The 21,195-nt window shown below is 40.7% G+C and carries 20 protein-coding genes and 1 riboswitch; of the genes, 8 read left to right on the forward strand and 12 right to left on the reverse strand.

The window, feature by feature from the left end:
• Nucleotides 1–99 precede the first annotated feature (99 nt).
• From tuf to ODU34_RS02510, 7 genes are all read right to left on the reverse strand, one after another.
• Nucleotides 100–1,296, reverse strand: coding sequence for an elongation factor Tu (gene tuf / locus ODU34_RS02480; protein WP_012775011.1), 1,197 nt, complete (start codon nucleotides 1,294–1,296; stop codon nucleotides 100–102).
• A 355-nt stretch (nucleotides 1,297–1,651) separates the two neighbouring features.
• Nucleotides 1,652–2,623: an anti-sigma factor gene (locus ODU34_RS02485; RefSeq protein WP_211839818.1), complete on the reverse strand. Its 972-nt coding sequence runs from the start codon at nucleotides 2,621–2,623 to the stop codon at nucleotides 1,652–1,654.
• Nucleotides 2,604–3,107, reverse strand: coding sequence for an RNA polymerase sigma factor (locus ODU34_RS02490; RefSeq protein ID WP_105154264.1), 504 nt, complete (start codon nucleotides 3,105–3,107; stop codon nucleotides 2,604–2,606). The genes ODU34_RS02485 and ODU34_RS02490 overlap by 20 nt, the downstream gene beginning before the upstream one ends.
• 114 nt (nucleotides 3,108–3,221) lie before the next feature.
• Nucleotides 3,222–5,918, reverse strand: coding sequence for a phosphoenolpyruvate carboxylase (ppc, locus tag ODU34_RS02495; protein ID WP_141600517.1), 2,697 nt, complete (start codon nucleotides 5,916–5,918; stop codon nucleotides 3,222–3,224).
• 20 nt (nucleotides 5,919–5,938) lie between these two features.
• A complete protein-coding gene (gene ftsW / locus ODU34_RS02500) occupies nucleotides 5,939–7,153 on the reverse strand; it encodes a cell division peptidoglycan polymerase FtsW (RefSeq protein WP_011922075.1) in 1,215 nt (404 codons plus the stop codon).
• Between the two features lie 136 nt (nucleotides 7,154–7,289).
• Entirely contained in the window at nucleotides 7,290–7,655 is a 366-nt protein-coding gene (locus ODU34_RS02505) for a DUF4430 domain-containing protein (protein ID WP_024399550.1), read from the reverse strand.
• Nucleotides 7,652–8,155: a hypothetical protein gene (locus tag ODU34_RS02510; RefSeq protein ID WP_044670970.1), complete on the reverse strand. Its 504-nt coding sequence runs from the start codon at nucleotides 8,153–8,155 to the stop codon at nucleotides 7,652–7,654. The genes ODU34_RS02505 and ODU34_RS02510 overlap by 4 nt, the downstream gene beginning before the upstream one ends.
• 112 nt (nucleotides 8,156–8,267) lie before the next feature.
• Between ODU34_RS02510 and ODU34_RS02515 the strand changes: the two genes are divergently transcribed.
• The 6 genes from ODU34_RS02515 (at nucleotide 8,268) to lysS (ending at nucleotide 13,497) form a co-directional block, all read left to right on the forward strand.
• Nucleotides 8,268–9,122, forward strand: coding sequence for a glycoside hydrolase family 25 protein (locus ODU34_RS02515; RefSeq protein ID WP_141600516.1), 855 nt, complete (start codon nucleotides 8,268–8,270; stop codon nucleotides 9,120–9,122).
• Between the two features lie 23 nt (nucleotides 9,123–9,145).
• Nucleotides 9,146–9,241, forward strand: a riboswitch (TPP riboswitch).
• Nucleotides 9,242–9,299: 58 nt separating this feature from the next.
• Nucleotides 9,300–9,848: an energy-coupled thiamine transporter ThiT gene (gene thiT, locus ODU34_RS02520; RefSeq protein WP_024382172.1), complete on the forward strand. Its 549-nt coding sequence runs from the start codon at nucleotides 9,300–9,302 to the stop codon at nucleotides 9,846–9,848.
• 102 nt (nucleotides 9,849–9,950) lie between these two features.
• Nucleotides 9,951–10,793: a DUF368 domain-containing protein gene (locus ODU34_RS02525; protein ID WP_029752199.1), complete on the forward strand. Its 843-nt coding sequence runs from the start codon at nucleotides 9,951–9,953 to the stop codon at nucleotides 10,791–10,793.
• Nucleotides 10,793–11,275 carry an aminoacyl-tRNA deacylase gene (locus tag ODU34_RS02530; RefSeq protein ID WP_002938479.1) on the forward strand — a complete coding sequence of 161 codons (483 nt, stop codon included), beginning with the start codon at nucleotides 10,793–10,795 and terminating at the stop codon, nucleotides 11,273–11,275. Before ODU34_RS02525 ends, ODU34_RS02530 begins: the two co-directional genes overlap by 1 nt.
• A gap of 2 nt (nucleotides 11,276–11,277) precedes the next feature.
• Nucleotides 11,278–11,904 carry a histidine phosphatase family protein gene (locus ODU34_RS02535; RefSeq protein WP_002938482.1) on the forward strand — a complete coding sequence of 209 codons (627 nt, stop codon included), beginning with the start codon at nucleotides 11,278–11,280 and terminating at the stop codon, nucleotides 11,902–11,904.
• Between the two features lie 102 nt (nucleotides 11,905–12,006).
• Complete coding sequence (gene lysS, locus ODU34_RS02540) at nucleotides 12,007–13,497, forward strand: lysine--tRNA ligase (protein ID WP_024380363.1); 1,491 nt, start codon at nucleotides 12,007–12,009, stop codon at nucleotides 13,495–13,497.
• Between the two features lie 273 nt (nucleotides 13,498–13,770).
• On the opposite strand, the gene ODU34_RS02545 is transcribed toward lysS, so the two are convergent.
• The 4 genes from ODU34_RS02545 to ODU34_RS02560 form a co-directional block, all read right to left on the reverse strand.
• Nucleotides 13,771–14,835, reverse strand: coding sequence for an LLM class flavin-dependent oxidoreductase (locus tag ODU34_RS02545; RefSeq protein ID WP_105095129.1), 1,065 nt, complete (start codon nucleotides 14,833–14,835; stop codon nucleotides 13,771–13,773).
• Nucleotides 14,836–14,960: 125 nt separating this feature from the next.
• The gene (locus ODU34_RS02550; protein WP_105095128.1) at nucleotides 14,961–16,208 is read right to left on the reverse strand and encodes an ABC transporter permease; all 1,248 of its coding nucleotides are present in this window, start codon (nucleotides 16,206–16,208) and stop codon (nucleotides 14,961–14,963) included.
• Nucleotides 16,209–16,904 carry an ABC transporter ATP-binding protein gene (locus tag ODU34_RS02555; protein WP_024386665.1) on the reverse strand — a complete coding sequence of 232 codons (696 nt, stop codon included), beginning with the start codon at nucleotides 16,902–16,904 and terminating at the stop codon, nucleotides 16,209–16,211.
• A complete protein-coding gene (locus ODU34_RS02560; RefSeq protein ID WP_024402725.1) occupies nucleotides 16,885–18,042 on the reverse strand; it encodes an efflux RND transporter periplasmic adaptor subunit in 1,158 nt (385 codons plus the stop codon). Before ODU34_RS02560 ends, ODU34_RS02555 begins: the two co-directional genes overlap by 20 nt.
• Before the next feature lie 212 nt (nucleotides 18,043–18,254).
• On the opposite strand from ODU34_RS02560, the gene gorA reads away from it, so the two are divergent.
• Complete coding sequence (gene gorA / locus ODU34_RS02565; protein ID WP_398578358.1) at nucleotides 18,255–19,604, forward strand: glutathione-disulfide reductase; 1,350 nt, start codon at nucleotides 18,255–18,257, stop codon at nucleotides 19,602–19,604.
• A gap of 50 nt (nucleotides 19,605–19,654) precedes the next feature.
• Here gorA and ODU34_RS02570 read toward each other — a convergent pair whose 3' ends face one another.
• Nucleotides 19,655–20,392 carry a cyclase family protein gene (locus ODU34_RS02570; RefSeq protein ID WP_398578359.1) on the reverse strand — a complete coding sequence of 246 codons (738 nt, stop codon included), beginning with the start codon at nucleotides 20,390–20,392 and terminating at the stop codon, nucleotides 19,655–19,657.
• A 187-nt stretch (nucleotides 20,393–20,579) separates the two neighbouring features.
• Here ODU34_RS02570 and ODU34_RS02575 point away from each other — a divergent pair, with 187 nt between their 5' ends.
• Nucleotides 20,580–21,119 carry a biotin transporter BioY gene (locus ODU34_RS02575; RefSeq protein ID WP_044670857.1) on the forward strand — a complete coding sequence of 180 codons (540 nt, stop codon included), beginning with the start codon at nucleotides 20,580–20,582 and terminating at the stop codon, nucleotides 21,117–21,119.
• Nucleotides 21,120–21,195 lie beyond the last annotated feature (76 nt).

The following is a 21,195-nucleotide window of genomic DNA, read 5'->3' on the forward strand; positions in this document are numbered from 1 at the left end:
GCATTTTATGAATACTTACAGAAAAACTCTCTACCCGAAAGTAGAGAGTTACAATTAAGTTGTCTGACTATAATTGTTATTTCTGGGAACTCAATCGAATTAAGCTTCGATTTCTGTAACCATACCTGAACCAACAGTACGTCCACCTTCACGGATAGAGAAAGTAGTACCTTGTTCAACGGCGATTGGGTGGATCAATTCAACGTCGATAGTAACGTTATCACCAGGCATTACCATTTCAGTACCTTCTGGCAATTTGATTGAACCAGTTACGTCAGTTGTACGGAAGTAGAACTGTGGACGGTAGTTGTCGAAGAATGGAGTGTGACGTCCACCTTCTTCTTTAGTAAGGATGTAAACTTCACCTTTGAATTTAGTGTGTGGGTTGATAGAACCTGGTTTAGAGATAACTTGACCACGTTCGATTTCATCACGTTGTACACCACGAAGAAGCACACCAACGTTATCGCCGGCAAGACCTTCGTCAAGTTGTTTACGGAACATTTCAACACCAGTAACAACTGCTTTAGATTTTTCTTCTTGAAGACCAACGATTTCGATTTCGTCGTTGACACGAACAGTACCACGGTCGATACGTCCTGAAGCTACAGTACCACGACCAGTGATTGAGAATACGTCCTCGACTGGAAGCAACAATGGTTTGTCAGTGTCGCGTTCTGGTTCTGGAATGTACTCATCAACAGTGTTCATCAATTCCATAACGATGTCTTCGTACTTAGAGTCACCTTCAAGAGCTTTAAGAGCTGAACCTTGGATAACTGGAAGATCATCACCTGGGAAATCGTATTCTGAAAGAAGGTCACGGATTTCCATTTCAACCAACTCAAGCAATTCTTCATCGTCAACCAAGTCAACTTTGTTCATGAAGACGATAAGGTGTTTAACACCAACCTGACGTGAAAGAAGGATGTGCTCACGAGTTTGTGGCATTGGACCGTCAGTTGAAGCTACTACAAGGATCGCACCGTCCATCTGAGCAGCACCAGTAATCATGTTTTTAACGTAGTCCGCGTGTCCTGGAGCGTCGATGTGAGCATAGTGACGTTTTTCAGTTTCGTACTCAACGTGTGCAGTGTTGATAGTGATACCGCGCTCGCGCTCTTCTGGAGCAGCATCGATAGACGCATAGTCTTTAGGTTGGTTAACTGATGAAGGCAAGCGACGTGCCAATACAGTTGTGATAGCTGCTGTCAAAGTAGTTTTACCGTGGTCAACGTGTCCAATTGTACCAATGTTAACGTGTGGTTTACTACGATCGTATTTTTCTTTTGCCATTTTGGTAAAAGCCTCCAATAAAATATATTTTATAGATAGACAGTAGGCAATACAGTCTAACTTTACCTTACTATTCTATCAAATTGTAGCAGAATTGCAAGCATTTTCTATCGTTTTTTATTTTATCCATTTTCTGCAAGGGCTATTAGCTTCGCTTATAACTTTTTTTATCATCCCATTTTAACCTATTACTCAACTAAAAACACCTCACTTCCATAGGAATATTGATGTTACCATAGCTACAAGGTGCCACAAATACGAGACTACTGCGACAGACCTTTCTCCATTCAGTCATCCTACGACTCCCTGACAAGCCTCTTGCTATAGGTATTGAAAATATATTGACTATTTTCACTTAATGATGCAGTTGATAATAAGGCTGAATAGGAATGGACGCGCCAATACTAGAAGAATAAATCCAGTCCTTGCCTTCCAACTGAGCAAAGTCTTCTGCTTTTCCTGTTAGGATAATGCCTGCGAACTCCAACTGATCAATCTCTTCTTGTTTAGTAAAGTCTGTATCGCCAAATTTGTCAACAAAGGCTTGCAAGTCATCCACAGGTATGTCCAGATACTGCGCTCGCTCCTGATCTCCCGATTCTAAGAACTCTTTCATAAAGTCCATACCTGTCATATAGTCTCCAGGCATATCCGAAAAGACTAGTTGAATATCCTCTGGATCTAACCCCAAAAGCTGCTCTGGACGATAGTAATGGGTATTCTGCTTCCCTTCTGTCCCTATCCAATACCAATTTTGCTTGAGATTGCTGGGAATCATTTGCTTGATTTCTGCCAAACTGTACTTCTTATCAAAGGAAATAGCCACTTCTACTAGCTGCCCACTCATGTCTTTAAGATAATGCAATTCATTGGCAATGTCTTGAACACTCCAAACAGACTTTTTTCTATTGTAAAAAACAGGTACCTTGGTATTGGTTGTGAAATCATATAGATATTTGAAGGTATTGCCGGGTATATGCTGGGCAAAGTCATAATGACTATCAAACAGGTCATAGTAAATTTCGTGCTGACCAAAAGCCATAGGAACACCAGCTAGATCCTTATATAAATTGCAGTAAAGTTTCCCAGAAACATAACTCGTGCTTTGGATTTTAATACCGTCATGTTTTATATTTGGATAAGAGATTTCCATTAAAATAATTTGTTTCCAATTCTCACTACCTTCTCGTGCACCGACAATTATTTTTACAGTTTGAATGCCCATCAACAATAAGATAAAGCCGATGAACGATGATAGTCCAACTGTCTTCCATAAATTTTTCCGCTTACTCTTTTTTGTCACTTCTTCAAAAGTCTTCATAGTCATATCCTCTCTCTTCTAGTACTTTCCTTAACTGCGTGCGTCCGCGGTAAAGGCTGATTTTCACCCAACTTTGACCAGCACCTAAAATATGCGCAATCTCTTTGACACTCATATCTTGGAAGTAGTATAAGTCAATCACTTGCTGGTATTTTTCTGGCAGGTCTGCAACAGCTTGATAGAGTTCCTCATAATCTTCTTGGTCATAGACCAAAAAATTTTCAGGTGTAAAAAACTCCTTTTGTAAAATTTCATGGTAGCGCTTGTCTCGCCTGTATTTGTCAATGTAAGCCCGAACTGCAGAACGGTAAAGCCAAGCTCTTAGTTTTTCGAAAGGAAGGACAATATCAGATTCAAGCAATTTGACTAGAACATCTTGGGCAATATCCTGACTGTCAGCTGGGCCGGCTCCTGATTTTTGCAAATAGTAGGAAATCTCCTCTGCAATACCAATAATTTCTTTTTCATATTGATCTAGTTTGATACTTATCCCCTCCTTTCACTGATAAAACGAATAAAGGGTGATTTGGTTACGCTTTCTTATAATTATTATATATTTTTAGAATAGAAAAAAACAACCTCCGAAGAAGTTGTTTTATGCCTATTAACCTGAGTTGCGCAAACCTGTAGCCACACCATTGATGGTAATATGAATGAGATTCTCTTGTTCTTTGCTCAATTCTCCACGACGAAGACGATGAATTAATTCAATCTGAATATAGTTGAGCACATTGAAATAAGGCATGCGATAATCAAGACTAGCTTTTAGAAACGGTAGTTCTGCTAAAAGCTCATCATTTTGCTCGATTGATAAAATGATTTCTTTGGTCAACTGCCATTCATCTAAAATGACATGGAAGATATTTCGTACCTCTTCGCTTTCACACATTTTAGCATATTCAAATGCGATATTCATATTGGATTTAGACAATACCATATCCACGTTTGATAGAAGTGAACGGAAGAATGGCCAAGATTCGTACATTTTTTGTAACTTAGACAAATTATCAGGGTGCTTATCAATAAAGCGTTTGAAACTTGAACCAACTCCATACCAACCTGGCAACATGACACGGTTTTGTGACCAGGAGAATACCCATGGAATCGCACGCAAACCACCGATTTCTGTAATGGTTTTTCGAGCCGCTGGACGTGAGCCAATGTTCAGACTTGATACTTCACGAATTGGACTAGCGGCAAAGAAATAATCATAAAAATATGGATTATTGAACACAAGATCTCTATAAATACGATAGCTATCTGATACAATTTCATCCATGGTTTCGCGATAGCCATCGATTTCATTTGGATTGGTAATCATTTGTGTGACCATACGGTCAAGCGTTGCAGATACCAGCATTTCTAAATTATAGTAGGCTGCGTCTTTGTTACCGTATTTATTGCCTATCACTTCGCCTTGTTCTGTCAAACGAAGCCGGTCCTTGATGGAACCAAATGGCTGAGATGTAATCGCATCATAGGAAGGACCACCACCACGACCAACAGTACCTCCACGACCGTGGAAGAAGGTGATGTTTACTCCGTAGTCTTGACCAATTTGCGTCAATTCATTCTGTGCTTTGTAGAGTGTCCAGCCGGAGGATAGGTAGCCACCATCCTTGTTGGAATCTGAGTAGCCAAGCATGATTTCTTGGTAGTATTTATTGCCTGCAATCCAACGTTTCGCTAAATCTAATTGCAGATATTGACGCATGGTATCAGGTGCATTATCTAAGTCCTCGATTGTCTCAAAAAGTGGAACAATCTGAACACGGGCCTTATCGACATCTACTAGACCAACTTCTTTTAATAGGACAGCTAATTCCAGTAAATCAGAAACACTCTCCGAGTGTGAAATAATATGTTGCTTGATGATTTCCTCACCTAGCTTATCTTTCAATTCACGCGCAGCAGCAAAGATGGCCAATTCTTTTTCTAATTGTTCTGACTTTGGCATGTGCGTTGCAGAAAGAATGCGTGGATCAGTTTCCAACTGTTTCAAAAGAACATGGCATTTAGCTTCCTCAGATAAACTGGAGTAGTCTTCTACGATACGGGCAGAAGCCAATAGTTCCGCAACACTTGCTTCATGAATAGAAGAATCTTGGCGCATATCGATACTAGCTAGGTAGAAACCAAACGCTTCAACCGCTTCAAGCAATTCTGTAAAATCACCTTTCAATAGCGCCATAGATTTATTTTCGACCAAAGATTGTTTGATGGCTAATAAATCAGCTTTAAACTCGGCTACATTACTATAGCGAACATCTGACGGCTTATTGTGAACTAGATAATCTCTTGTATTTGCAAGTTTCATCTGAATATAATGAAAAGCACGACGATAAGGCTCATTTTCACGGTAGACAGAACTATCTTCAGATAAATCCGCCAGCATCTTAACCGCTGTAGATACATTTACAATGGAAGTTGAGAGCGAAAAATTCCGATAGAGTTTATAGAGTTGCTCATCGTAATAATTCATAATGACTTCACACTGAGTCAAGGCTGACAGCTTCAAGGTCTCTGCAGTAACAAATGGATTTCCATCACGGTCTCCCCCAATCCACATACCCATTGTAATTGGACGAGGATTATTTAAGACGATTCCTTTCTCAGCGGCCAAACGTTTGTATTCCCGCTGCAACTTAGTGACAGCCTTAATAAAGGAAGAATTGTAATACTCCATAACGTTTGTGATTTCGTTGGTTACCTTCAACTTCTTCTCACGAATCATATCCGTCTGCATGATAATTTCAATGTAACAACGGAGCTCATCTTCCCATTTGTTTTTATTGAGCAAGCCCAATTTTACATCGCGATAACGACGAAGCAACTCATGAATATGCTTGGTTAAATCAAGCATAGACTGGCGTTGAACCTGAGTAGGATGGGCTGTCAAGACTGGAACAACATTCAGCTTTTCAAGGATTTCAGCTGCATTTTCTTGTTTGGAAACCATATCAATTGTTGTTGAAATCTTACCAAGATAATCTTGATCAATATTGTTTTGATGGTTGATTTCATAGGCCAAATCAACATCTTCTGATATATTAATCAAAAGTGGCAAAACAGCAAAGTATCGAGAAATAACTGCTAGTTCATCATTATTCAACTGACTGATAATAGCAATCAATGCCTGATAATCATCTTGACGAGACAATTGAGATAATTCTACAATTTTAGCAAAAGTCTCTGCAGGCATCATTTGGGCTGCTACTTCTTCCAAAATAGATGTTAGAATCGTTACTTCTTCACGGATTGCTTCCTTGTTGTTATAGTTTTCTAATTTTTGAATAGCCATCTCCTACCTCTTTCCTATCTCTAAATTAACGTACGCTCTATTTCTTCTTCAATTAATCGACGTTTTTCACTAGCATCAATATTCAGAACAAACCCTATCCCGATGGAAATAATCAAAAGACTCGATCCCCCCTGTGACAAGAAGGGGAAAGTTACCCCCGTTGCAGGAATAATTCCTGAAATTCCTCCGATATTGACAAATGTTTGAATCAGAAGCATACCTGCCATTCCAAGTGCCATCATCGCATTAAATGGACTACGAGCACGGACGCCTACAATAATAATTCGAATAATCAAAAAGAACAATAAGGCTAGAATTAAACTAGCTCCGACAAAACCGAGTTCTTCAATGACAATCGAAAACGCAAAGTCGGTGTGGGCCTCTGGTAGATACCCCTTTTTCTCAATCGAATTTCCCAAGCCACGTCCAAGCCATCCACCGTTACTCATCGCATAGTAAGAATGAGTCAATTGAAGACCTGAGTTGGTGGCATTACCAAATGGATCAAAATAGGCCGCGAAACGACGAGCAATATAACCAAAGAGTGGAATTTTTTCCACCGTTTCTACACCCAAAATACGAATCGTCCCTAGAATAACTGTTGAGGCGGCCACAATTCCCAAAACCGCTGTTGAAAACCAGCGATAGGCAATCCCACTCACACTAATCATCACGACCATAATCAGCACAATAATCGTCGCATTTCCCAAGTCTGGCAGTGTCGCAACTAGACCAAGGAGGAGCAGACTGACCACCCGCCAATCTGTAAACTCTTTCGGAATCCAACTTCCTTTAATCAACGATACATAGTCATAAGTCCGAATATCCGCCTGTTGTTTTGCAAACTCATGTGCCAGATACCAAATGATAATTAATTTCAAATATTCTGCTGGCTGCAAGGTTCCTGCGATTGGCAGAGGAATCCAGCCATGAGCCCCGTTAATCGGAGGAAACAACCTAGAAATAGCTAACAGAAATACTTCTACCAAAATAACCGAATAGATAACGGCTTTCTTGCGTAAAAAACTTAATTTCATACGATAAATCGTATAGATTGCTACCAAGCTGACAATCCAGAATCCTGCCTGGTTAATCACTGTTCTAAATGGATTTCCACCATTAATAATTTGCGTAGCACTGGTTGTCGAATAGACCATGACCAACCCAATCACCGATAAGATGAGATAGGGAATCAGTATGGAATAATTCAACAACTGGCGTTTGTCAATCTTCATTGCTTATCCAACCTTCTTCGAGTATAGCTCTTATTATAGCATACTTTGTATAAAAATACTTATCACTTTCTAAGTTGCTCTGCAAACATTCAGAACTGACTTTTGTCGACAAGAAAAAGGCCGAAGCCTTTCATATCTATTCAAATGTTTCAAGATAAAATTCAATTTCATCCCCATTCGCAACTGTAAGGTCTTTCGCCCCTTTATCAGCCATTTGGCCATTAACTTTATACATCCAGTATGTATTGGTACTCGCATCTTGGCTAACACCATCAATTTCTGTTATCAAACCATTGTCTTCTACAATGTCATGATGTTCTTTAAGCACATCCATGACACTATCACCTTCTTCCGCAGTGACTTCCTGACGATTCTCTTTGTCCTTGGTTGTAATCTGCAAAGTGACTTCGATAGCCGAGTTGTTCTGTTTCTCAGTGGTGTTTGTACAAGCAGCCAAGAAGAGCGAGAAGACAACCGTCAACATAATACTAATTTTTTTCATTTATAAAATCTCCTAAAAATATAATCAATAATTGGATAAAACAAAACTGTTGAAGCAGCGTGTAAACTATCAAAGACTAAACCATTAAGCCAGAAGACGATAGGGGAAGTCCCAAACTGTGTAGCAGATAAAAAACTTATCGTTAGCCCATACAAAAAGACAAGAATCCCCGCCAGAAGACTCTGTAGCCACAAGGGAATGCTCTCTTTTTTGATAAAAGGACCGATTGCCAACCACCATATAAATTGGATAAAAGCAAAACTAAGAACTTGCCACAAAACAACTGTGCCAAATCCAAATAGCAAGCCACTCCCTACCATCACTAGTATCATCAATATCCAGCTCTCCAGCAAACTGAAATAGGACAGAACAATGAGGAAAATAGCCGTGAGAGGCTTTATATTGGGAAATGGCCCAAAAACCACCCTTAAAACAATCGTCAAAGAGGACAGAACAACTAGCTGACTAACACGTCTTACTTTTTCACTTTTGTCATGCATACCAATTTAGCCTACCCTATTCCCTTTATTATGTCAAGTTCAGATAATCTTTTACTATTTCTTGAATCGTATTTTTTTGATTTTTTCATGATTTTACGGTAGAATTGAGGAGATGAGAAAGAAACTAAATCCGATGATTGTTGTTGGTTTTTTCCTATCCTTCTTTGCTCTTATTTTCATCACTGGGGTGACTGGAAATACTGTAAATAAGACGGAGGTAGCTAACGAACCCGCAGTCACACAATCAAACACCAGTACAAGTTCTAAAACAACAAATTCTAGCTCAAGTTATTACATTGCAAATGCGCTCGAAATGAAACCTATCATCGACGTTTCGGCTTGGCAGAGACCGTCTGAAATTGACTACGATACCCTTAGCAAAAACATTTCTGGCGCAATCGTACGTATTCAAAGTGGATCACACACTAAAAACGAAAATACTGCGACTGATAAAAATGGGTTAGATAAATCCTTTGATACCCATATTAAAGAATTCCAAGCAAGAAATATACCTGTTGCTGTCTATGCCTATGTCACGGGAAATAGTATTGAGAACATGCGAGAGGAAGCTCGAAGCTTTTATAAGGCCGCAAATAAGTACAAGCCAACCTTCTATTGGTTAGACGTTGAAGAATATACCATGGATGATATGAATGCTGGAGTGGAGGCTTTTCGAAAAGAGTTAGAAACTCTCGGCGCTAAAAACATTGGAATTTACGTCGGAACCTATTTCATGGAAGACCACAGCATCAATGTGGATAAATTTGACGCTATTTGGATTCCTACATACGGTGATGATTCTGGCTACTACAATGCCGCTCCAAATACTGACTTGAACTACGATCTTCACCAATATACCTCACGTGGTTATGTAAACGGCTTTGAGCACCACCTAGACCTCAACATTATTACTACCCTGAAGAATCCTAATGAAGTTTATCAGAAACTATTTACAACACCCGAATAAAATGATACAATTTCACTAATTACATATACACAAAGGAGTGCTTCGGCTGAGATCGCAACTGCGAAATCCTCGAACCTGATCTAGTTAAAACTAGCGTAGGAATTGTGTGCTTTATAGAATGATACTATACTCTGCTATAAACACTCCTTTGTTGACCATCTACAAAGGAGTCTTTTTATGCCCACATCAAAATTACCCATCCTAGCTGAAGTTGCTATCTTTTCTGCCATTGCCCTCGTCTTTGACAAAATCCCGCTCTTTACAATGCCCCAAGGTGGATCTGTGTCTTTAGTCATGCTTCCAATCCTACTGCTTGCTCTGCGCCACGGACTAGGGGTGGGAGTTCTTACTGGTGGTATTGTAGGAACCATTCAACTTTTCTACGGTGGCTACTTCCTAAACGTTTTTCAAGTTTTTCTTGACTACGCACTTTCTTACGCCGGAATTGGTTTAGCAGGTTTAGTGGCACCCACCCTATCCAAACAAAAAGATCTTAAAAATGCTACTCTCATCATTACTCTGGCTAGTTTTCTAGGAGGAAGCATCCGATTGTTAGCCACCTTCTTATCAGGAATTATTTTCTACGCAGACTACGCTCCAGATGGTATGCCTGTCTGGTTCTATTCCTTTACCTACAATATCAGCTATATTCTTCCTTCCACTGCAATTGCCTCTATTCTGCTCATTTTACTCTATAGAGCAAGACCAGGTTTTTACAATCTTTAACCAAAACTGCCTGCTGGATTTTATCTAACAGGCAGTCTTTTTAATTATTTTTACTTGCTTTATGCTATAATAGGAACGTTATAATACATTTTGGAGGAAATTATGGCTTCTTGGATTTCAAGAATTATTAAAGGTATGATTATCGCACTCGGCTTTATCTTACCTGGTGTCTCTGGGGGGGTACTCGCTGCTATCCTCGGAATCTATGAGCGACTAATTGGATTTTTAGCAAATATTCGAAAAGATTTCAAGGAAAACTTTCTTTATTTTGTTCCTGTAGGAATTGGTGGAATTTTGGGAATCGCACTTTTCTCTTTCCCTGTAGAATTTTTATTGCAACATTTCCAAGTCCCAGTTTTGTGGGCCTTTGCGGGAGCAATCGTGGGAACGATTCCTAGCCTACTTAAAGAATCAATTCAAAAGAGCAAACGAGATAGCATTGATTTGGCTTGGTTGATTGGGACATTCATTATTTCTGGCCTCCTACTTTACAATTTGAGCGATCTTGTCGGGACACTTCCAGCTACTTTTGCTAGTTTTGTATTGGCAGGTGCCTTGATCGCTTTAGGGGTACTTGTTCCTGGACTCAGCCCTTCAAACTTACTATTGATTTTGGGTATCTACACGCCAATGCTAAATGGTTTCAAATCACTTGATCTATTCGGTACCTTCCTACCAATCGCAATCGGTGGTGTTCTTGCAATGGTTGCATTTTCAAAAGCAATGGACCACGCTCTGAAAGTATACCATTCACGTGTTTATCACTTTATTATTGGTATCGTTTCATCTTCTACTCTCCTAATTTTGATTCCACAAGCAAGTAATAAAGAGTCAATTTCCTATGCTGGAGCGAACTTTGTTACATGGATTGCTGCTATTGTCCTATTTATACTAGGAGCATGGTTAGGGCTTTGGATGAGTAAACTTGAGGAAAAATATAAATAATGGCAAAAAAGGTTAAAATAAAGAAAACCTTGGTGGACCAAATATTGGACAAGGCTAAGATCAATCATGATAGCCTTGTTTTAAATGCCTTCGAAGGTCAACTTCCACCAGGAATTGAAGAACACGAAATTTACAAAACACTGGCATTAACTGGAGATAAAACTGGACCAATTATCGGCATTGTCCCAATCACAGAACACCTGTCTGAGAAAAAATTAGCCAAGATCTCTGGCAATAAAAAAGTGAGTATGATTCCGCAAAAGGACTTGGAAAAGACAACTGGCTACATCCATGGTGCCAACAATCCCGTAGGCATTCGTCAGAAGCATAATTTCCCAATCTACATTGATCAATCTGCCCTTGAACTCGGTCACTTGATTGTCTCTGCTGGAGAAATTGGTCGGTCGATTCGAATTGACAGTCAGGTATTAGCTGATTTTGTAAAAGCTGACTTTGCCGATTTGATCGAGGGGAGGGACTAGACTTGAAAATCTACTTTGTCCGTCACGGTAAGACCGAATGGAATTTGGAGGGACGCTTTCAAGGCTATTCTGGAGATTCAGCTCTCTTGCCTGAATCTTATCAGGATTTAGAAAAACTAGGCAAATACCTTGCTGAAATCCCCTTTGATGCTATTTATTCTAGTGATTTGCAGCGCGCACATAGCACTGCCGTAGAAATTGCCAAAGCCAATCACCATTGCCAAACCGTTCTAACCACGCAACAATTACGTGAATGGAATTTTGGAACGCTGGAAGGAAGCAAGATGGCAATTTTTCGTGCCATCTATCCCAAACAAGCCTGGGCACTCAAACATAATCTAGCACTTTTTAACAATGACTTATTTGAAGCTGAGAGCGTTCGCCAGGTAACTCAACGAATGGTGGACTTTGTCCAATCGCTGAAAGGGCAAGACATGGAAACAGTCCTCATCGTCAGCCATGGTGCTTTTCTAACCGCTTCTATCCATCGCCTACTTGGTTTTCCACCAGCCCAACTGCGTCACCGAGGTGGTTTGGATAATGCATCGGTTACTATTTTAGAAACAAGCGATTTCGAAAACTTTACAGAATTAGCTTGGAATGATACCAGCTATAAAGCAAAACAGTAGAATTTTCTGCTGTTTTTTCCTATCCTATTAGCAATTTATACTGATTTTTTCTCTCTTCTATGATAAAATAGAAATAACAGACTTTGGAGGAATAAAATTTTTATGTCAACTGAACATTTTGAAGAATTAAATGACCAACAGATTGTCCGTCGTGAGAAAATGACGGCTCTTGCTGAACAAGGCATTGACCCATTTGGAAAACGTTTTGAGCGTTCTGCCAACTCAGCTGAATTGAAGGCCCAGTACGAAGACAAATCAAAAGAAGACTTGGAAGAATTAGGGCAAACAGCAATCATTGCAGGTCGTATTATGACCAAGCGTGGTAAGGGTAAGGCAGGTTTTGCTCACATTCAAGACCGCGAAGGCCAGATTCAAATCTACGTTCGTAAGGATGATGTTGGCGAAGAAAACTATGAAATCTTCAAAAAAGCAGACCTAGGTGACTTTATCGGTGTCGAGGGAGATGTCTTCAAGACAAACGTTGGTGAGTTGTCTATCCATGCTCGCAAGTTGACTCACTTGTCTAAAGCGCTCCGCCCATTGCCAGAAAAATTCCACGGTTTGACAGACATCGAGACCCGCTACCGCAAACGTTATTTGGACTTGATTACCAACCGTGAAAGCTTTGACCGCTTTGTAACTCGCTCAAAAATCATCTCAGAAATCCGTCGTTACCTTGACGGACTTGGTTTCTTGGAAGTGGAAACACCTGTCCTTCACAATGAAGCTGGCGGTGCTGCAGCTCGTCCATTCATCACCCACCACAATGCCCAAAACATTGACATGGTCCTTCGCATCGCGACAGAACTCCACCTCAAACGCCTGATTGTCGGCGGTATGGAACGCGTTTATGAAATCGGCCGTATCTTCCGTAACGAAGGTATGGATGCGACCCACAACCCTGAGTTCACTTCCATTGAGGTTTACCAAGCTTATGCAGACTACCAAGACATCATGGACTTGACCGAAGGCATTATCCAGCACACTGCCAAGGCTGTTGTCGGCGATGGTCCTGTGACTTATCAGGGCACTGAAATTGCTATCCATGAGCCATTCAAACGTATCCACATGGTTGACGCTATTAAGGAACAAACTGGCGTGGACTTCTGGCAAGAGATGAGCTTCGAGGAAGCAAAAGCCCTTGCAGCTGAGCACAAGGTCCCAGTGGAAAAACACCATACAGAAGTTGGTCAAATCATCAACAGCTTCTTTGAAGAATACGTTGAAGCAACTCTTATCCAACCAACCTTCGTCTATGGTCACCCAGTAGCCGTATCTCCACTGGCTAAGAAAAACGATGAAGACCCACGCTTCACAGACCGCTTTGAGCTCTTCATCATGACCAAGGAATACGGAAATGCCTTTACAGAATTGAACGACCCAATCGACCAATTAGAACGCTTCGAAGCCCAAGCCAAAGCTAAAGAACTCGGTGACGACGAAGCGACAGGCGTTGACTACGACTACATCGAAGCCCTCGAATACGGTATGCCACCAACAGGTGGACTTGGAATCGGTATCGACCGCCTCTGCATGCTCTTAACAGACACAACAACTATTCGGGATGTACTCCTATTTCCGACTATGAAGTAAGTAAGAGTAGCTTGCTAGGATTGTTTTCACTAGAATGTACCAATCGCTCTCCAGTTTCTTGGCGATTGGCTGAAAAGGTCTACTAGACCTTTTCACTCCCGACGATGAAATAAAAATTACAAACTGTTTAACACCGTTACTTAAAACACTCTTGGAAATTCCAAGAGTGTTTTTGCATGCAAAAAAATCCCAACCACATGGTCAGGATTTTCAGGAGATTATGAAAAATATTTAGGATTAACTATAGTATAACTCATCCTATCAACTATCTCATCAGTCTTGGGACTGATTCTCTTCTTTTTTTGCAAAATAATCTCGGACAATTGGCACAACTTCTTTTCCGTAGAGTTCGATAGCACGGAGGACATCTTCATGTGGCATTGAGCCGATTGGGAGATGGAGGAAGAAACGGTCCAAGTCAAGTGTTTCAATAGTCTTGATAATTTTTTCAGCGACTCGTTTTGGATCTCCGACGATGGTTGCTCCTTCGTCTGTCAGAGAGTAGAGATATTGCGCCTTGGTTATCTCGCTCCAATGTGGGCGGTCTTTGGCAATATTGTCCGTAATTACTTTAGTTGGATGATAGTATTCTTCCACAGCCTTGTCATGGTCGTCTGCAATCCAACCCCAAGAATGGGCTGCAACTTTCGTTTTCTTTGGATCATGACCTGAGTTGCGAGCAACCTTGCGATAAGCATCGACTAAAGGTTTAAAGCGATGGGCACCTGCACCAATGACTGCATACACGATTGGCAGGCCTTTCTTAGCAATCTTGATGGTGGACTCTACATTGCCCCCAGTTGCAACCCATATCGGAAAATCTTCCTGAACAGGACGTGGATAGACTGGCTTATTATCGACTGACTGGGTAAAATGCCCATCCCACTTGAGATTGGTTTCCTTGTCGATTTCCAGAAGCATATCTAGCTTTTCATCGAAGAGTTCTTCATAGTCGTGGAGATCATAGCCAAACAAGGGGAATGACTCCGTAAAGGAACCACGACCCGCCATGATTTCCGCTCTGCCATTTGACAAAGCATCAATGGTGGTGTACTGCTGATAGAGCCTTACAGGGTCCATGGAGGAAAGGATTGAAACTGCTGATGTTAGTTTGATATGCTTGGTATTGACGGCACCAGCTGCCAGCACAATCTCAGGTGCAGAAACCGCAAAATCTTCTCGGTGATGCTCCCCAATCCCATAAACATCAAGACCCACCGCATCAGCTAGTTCGATTTCTTTGACTAGCTGGCGAATCCGCTCGTCGTGGCTGTAAGTTTCCCCTGTTTTTTCTAGTGGAGTTGTTTCGCCAAATGTTGAAATACCTAATTCTACCATGATGTGTTCTCCTTTGAAATCACTATTTCTTAATTGATGCGTCTATTTTATCTCTAATTAGTGATAAAGTCAATTGATTTGCTCAAAAAATAAAACGACTAGGAAAACCTAATCGTTTCAATAGATTATTCATAGCGCAAAGCTTCAATTGGATCAAGCTTAGATGCTTTGTTGGCAGGTAGTACGCCAAATACAATACCAACTACCGCTGAGAAAGCCAGACTACCTAACACAACAGGAATTGAAATTTCAGCAGCTATTCTTTCGCCCAACGCCTTGCTCACATTGAGCAAGAAAACTATTGTCTGAGCGATTGCGAGACCAATTGCTCCACCAAGAGTTGTCAAGACCATCGCTTCTATCAAGAATTGAATCAAGATATTTCCTCTAGTTGCTCCAAGCGCTTTTCGAAGACCGATTTCACGAGTCCGCTCAGTTACTGATACCAGCATGATATTCATGACACCGATACCACCAACTAGCAAGGAGATACCTGCAACAGCACCGATAAACAATGTAACGCCAGACATTTGAGATTTAAACTCCTCCAACATAGCTGACATATCATAAATCTCGTATCTCGCTTCTTTCAATCCAGTCGCTTTAGTCAAGTAATCTGCAGCAGCCTGACCAACTTCTGTTGCCCGAGTAACATCTTCAACATGGACAAAGATTTGAGAATTTTCTTTCATGCCTGTTTCAGCAGCTAGCTGCGTATTAGTCATGACGGCATTTCCACCTGAATTCATTCCATAAATAGCTGTCCCTGCTTTCGGATCTTTGTAGACCCCTATTACTAGATAGGCATTGCTATTAACACTAATCGTCTGATTGAGAGAGTTCTCTATAGAACCAAATAACTTCTCTGCTAATGCCGTATCTAACATAATCATACGTGAAAAATGACTATAGTCGTTAGCTGTAAACTGACGACCAGCTAAAATCTCATACTCTTTCACAGCAAAGAAATTCTGGCTAACACCAGTAATAGTGACATTCTCTGCTTTTTTATTGCCCGATCTGACTTCAGCTATGTTGCTGATGCTGGAGTAATAGTTTGATACGCCATCAATCTCTAGCAGTCCTTTTAAAGTAGAATCCGTCAAATCCGGCTCTTCCTCTAAAATTGGTTCTTCTGTCGACGCTGTGCCAAACGGACCGAAAGCTGTACCTGAACTGGAGAAAGCAGTAAAGTAAACCTGAACATTATTTTGATCACCAGCTAGAGACTTTTCTATGCTTTTAGCCACCCCTGTTCCCATGGCAACAATAATGACAACTGCAGCCACACCAATGATGATACCTAACATAGTAAGGAGCGATCTCATTTTATGAGCCATAATAGATTTGAGGGCGAATTTCCAATTTTCCATCTAAACTCCCTCCCTTCGACTATCTTCAGTGATCACTCCATCACGTAGAACTATTTTTCGTTTTGCGTAGGCAGCAATCTCAGGCTCGTGCGTAACCATGATAATGGTCTTTCCTTCATTATTCAACTCCGTCAGAAGTTGCATAATCTGCTCACCTGTCTTGGTATCTAGAGCACCTGTAGGTTCATCCGCTAAAATAATAGCTGGGGTATTGACTAGTGCACGAGCAATAGCTACCCGTTGTTTTTGACCACCAGACAATTCCGATGGTAAATGCGTCATCCGCTCTGCCAACTCAACTTTTTCAAGATATTGTTTCGCTAGTTCCTTACGTTTGCTTGATGGAACTCCAGCATAAATCAAGGGTAATTCTACATTTTGAAGGGCGTTAAGTTTCGATAAGAGGAAAAATTGTTGAAAGACGAAACCGATTTGGTCATTCCGAACCTGAGCTAATTTTTTCTCAGAAAGTTGACTGACTTCTTCACCTTCCAGCCAATAGTTTCCTGAACTGGAACGATCCAAAAGCCCAATAATGTTCATCAAGGTTGATTTCCCTGAACCAGAGGGCCCCATAATGGCAAGAAATTCTCCCTCTTCCACCTCTAAATCAATATTCTTTAAAACTCGGAGTTCTTGATCACCATTTTTGTAGGATTTATTGATACTTGTTAGTCTAATAAGCTGGTTCTTCATTGGCTTCAACCTCTTTGCCATCTTCGAGATTCGGAGTTGGAATGGTAATAACCTTATCTCCTGCTGCTATACCAGCGGTCACTTCCTGGTTCAAAGCATCTGCGTTCCCCAGAGTAACTTCTACTTTCTTAGCTTTCCCATCAACCAAGGTCCACACATAGTTTTTATCTTCTTCTGGCACAACTGCGGACACCGGAATTAAAATGTTTTTACTTGTATTGACAACCTCAATATTTACAGAAAATCCTTGTTTCAACTCACCTAATTCACTAGTTAAAGCTGCCTTAAATGGATATTTGGCACCTGAACCACTGGTTCCTGTTGTAGCAGCACCAGCTTGATCACTAGATGGATAGTTTGAAATATAGGTAATTTTCCCTGTCCAAGTCTTATCGGGATATACCTTGCTAGTCAGCTTGACCTCTTGATCCACTGCAATGTTAGCCAAATCGTATTCTGTCAAACTACCTGTTACTTGCAAACTACCTTGATTTACAATGTGTACAACTGTTTGGCTCGATGTAGAATTCTTAGAAACAGCCTTATTCACCTCAACAACTGTACCAGCAACGGTACTAGTTACTGTCGCTTCTGTTAAGGCTGTATATGCTTTATCAACCGCAGCTTGAGCATCTGCGTATGAATCATTCAAGTCTGCCAACTGCATATCTACTGAACGTTGTGCAGTAGCAGTTGCTGCAGCATCTGTTTCTGCATCACCAGTTGTTTGAACAGTCTGACCGTTGGTTCTTAAGTCTGCAATTTGGCGACCAATCTTATCACGACCACGAACAGCAGTATCCAAAGCAGACTGTAATTCTGTAGCATCATAGCGAATCAAAGGGGTACCTACTTCGACCTTAGCACCTGGAGCAACCAAAACCTCACTCAAATCTCCCTTAGAAGGATCATAGTAAACATACTGCTCGTCTGCTGCTGTAATCGTTCCTGTAAGTAGCGTTGAGGAAGCAATTGAGCCTTCTTTAGCAACAGTATAGGTCATACTCATGGCTACATCTTCTGAAGATGATGGTGATGTTAGCATATTGCTAAAAATCAAAGCCCCACCTACTAAGGCAACTGCGACTACCCCAAGACCACCAAACAAAGCAATTTTTGCTTTCTTCGTCTTTAACATAACAAACTCCTTTTCTTTACAAAACATACCTATTTGTGTTGTCTATATAATACACAAATACAAGAACAAATGCAAGTTTTTTCCTAACTATTTTATAAAAAGTTCGGCAATTTTCCCACTTACATTTTTGTAAGGTAACGTAGCGGATTTTTGATTGACACACAAAAAAGCGTTACAATGAATATAGTTAATGATTTTATTGGAGGAAATTTATGAAAGTGTTTGATATTATCGCTATCGGAGGTGGGAGCGGAGGCATCGCTACCATGAACCGAGCTGCTATGTACAGTGCCAAGGCAGCAGTTATTGAGGGAAGCTATCTAGGAGGGACTTGTGTTAACCTTGGCTGTGTACCCAAAAAAATTATGTGGTACGGCTCTCAGGTAGCAGAAGCCATTCAGCATTATGGACCTGAATATGGATTTACTAGCCAAGAAGTGACCTTTGATTTTGCCACCTTGCGTAAAAATCGCGAAGCCTATATTGAGCGTTCACGCGCATCCTACGGTAATACTTTTAACAATAACGGAGTAGAAGTTATCCAGGGTTTCGCACGTTTTGTGGATAATCAAACGGTTGAAGTCAATGGTGAGCTGATTCGTGCAAAACACATTGTCATCGCAACTGGCGCCAAACCGGTAGTCCCTGCTATTCCTGGTAGTGAGCTAGGGATTGTATCTGACGATGTCTTTGCATGGGAAGAATTACCTTCTTCTGTGGCTGTGATTGGTGCTGGTTATATCGCTGTGGAAATGGCCGGTCTCCTACATGGACTCGGTGTCCAAACTGACCTCTTTGTTCGTGGAAATCGCCCTCTTCGTAGCTTTGATACCTACATTGTTGATGCCTTGATGGAAGAAATGCAACGTACCAACCTTCCACTCCATACCGGGAAAACTCCTGTCAGTCTTGAAAAAACTGATGATGGACAAATCCAGATTAACTTTGCTGACGGTAGTAACCATATTGCTCAGAAGGTCCTTTGGGCAATTGGACGTAAACCAAATATTGACAAACTCAACCTGGAAGCAACTAGTGTTCAACTTACTTCTTCAGGACATATTTCTGTCAATGAATACCAAGAAACAGCTGTACCAGGCATCTATGCCCTCGGTGATGTAACTGGTGAAAAAGAATTAACACCCGTTGCAATCAAGGCAGGTCGCCTTTTGGCAGAACGTTTATTTAACAATAAACCAACCGCAAAAATGGATTACACAACCATCCCAACTGTCGTCTTTTCTCACCCCGCTATCGGAACCGTTGGTCTAACTGAGGACGAAGCGATTACCCAATACGGTCAGGACAATGTAAAAGTCTATACTTCAGCCTTTACTTCTATGTACACTGCGCTAGAAAACAATCGCCAAATGGCTAAGTTTAAATTAGTAACTGTGGGAGAAAATGAAAAAGTCGTTGGACTGCACGGCATTGGCTATGGTGTCGATGAAATGATTCAAGGATTCTCAGTTGCTATCAAAATGGGAGCTACAAAAGAAGAATTTGATGCCGTTGTCGCCATCCATCCGACAGGTTCTGAAGAATTTGTTACTATGCGTTAACTCAATTGAAAAAGCCCAGACATGAAGGTCAGCACTGTCTGGACTTTTTCTTATGGTAATATAGCAATTGCTCGCACTGGTGAACCCGAAGTCTTCTCCCAATGAGGAAAAGCGATTGAAATCATTGCACCTGTTGGTGGTACCTGATCCAAGTTTGCCAATACTTCCAACTGATAAATATCTTTTGATAGGAGATAGTATTCTTCTGGTAAACTTCCTCCGTGTTTGACTGCAGATACTCCTAAATCGGTATCCAATGTTTCATGACCAACTGCTTTCACCTGACGTTCTTCAATCAAATATTCTAGAGCTTCATGACTCCATCCTGGTGTACGTTGAACTCCATCTTCGTCTAGATTACGAATGGCATCTTGACTAGGCCAGCGCTTTGACCAATCCGAACGAAAGGCAACAAAAGATTCTGGCGCTATCGGACCATATTCAGCCTCAAAGTCTAAAATATCCTGCTTAGTTATCTCGTAGTCATTATTTTCTATAACAGCAGCTGATTTATCAATAACGTAGAGTGGCAGGAGTAAATCTTTCAAATCAATCTCATCAAGATAACGAGCTCCTTCTACAAAATGAATCGGAGGATCAATATGGGTTCCATACTGCCCCACAACCGTAAATTGTTCGACAAAGAAACCATCCTTATGAGTAAATAGGGCTTTCTTTTCGAGAGCTGGTAGCGCAGGGAAATGCAGGCTCTTTTCATTGATTTGGTGAGTCAAGTCTACCCAAGTTTTAGATTTAAGAGTACGGTAAATATCAAGTAATTCTGTCATAGAAATTCTCACTTTCTTTTTTTATTATTCTAGCATAGGTATAGGTTGTTTTGCATATAATTTGTTGTTTTTTACTATAGTTATAAAAATCACCTATAGAGTTGTTACAGCCGATGAAAGAGCATTGACTTTCTTATCCAATCTCACTATAATTTTTGTTAACCATAAAATTTTAAGAGGATAACAAATGAAAACAACTTCTATCAAATCACTTGTTTATATCGCTATTGGAACAGCCTTAATTTCCACCCTTTCACAAATCAGTCTGTCTATCGGACCTGTACCATTTACATTACAAACCCTAGCTATCGGCTTAGTAGCTTGTCTATACAAACCCAAGGAGGCAATTACAAGTGTCAGCTTATATCTAGTTCTTGGTGCTATCGGTTTACCTGTTTTTTCGGGTTTTTCTGGTGGCTTTGCTGCACTCACAGGACCGACCTCGGGCTTTCTATGGGGGTTTCTACTCTACACTATCATCACTTCTGCCCTCACTAAATCAGACTCCTCACCAGTCACAATTTTTCTAGCCTGCCTACTTGGAACAAGTATCTGTTTCCTTCTCGGCTGTTTTGTATTTAAACTAGTTTCAGGTGCCAGTTGGACTGACTCTATCGGATGGACTGTTCTGCCTTTCATTCTTCCTGATTTAGCTAAAATTACACTAGTCATGATTTGTCATCGTTTATTGCAACCTGTTATCAAAAAAGAAGCCTATTTTGCTTAGGCTTCCTTCGTTTATTTATTGGCAAATGCGAATAAAATTCTTCGTTTTACGTATTTTATTAAAAGTTTTTTCACTT

The sequence above is a fragment of the Streptococcus sp. 2018WUSS126 genome (genome assembly GCF_044427425.1).
Lineage (GTDB): Bacteria > Bacillota > Bacilli > Lactobacillales > Streptococcaceae > Streptococcus > Streptococcus hashimotonensis.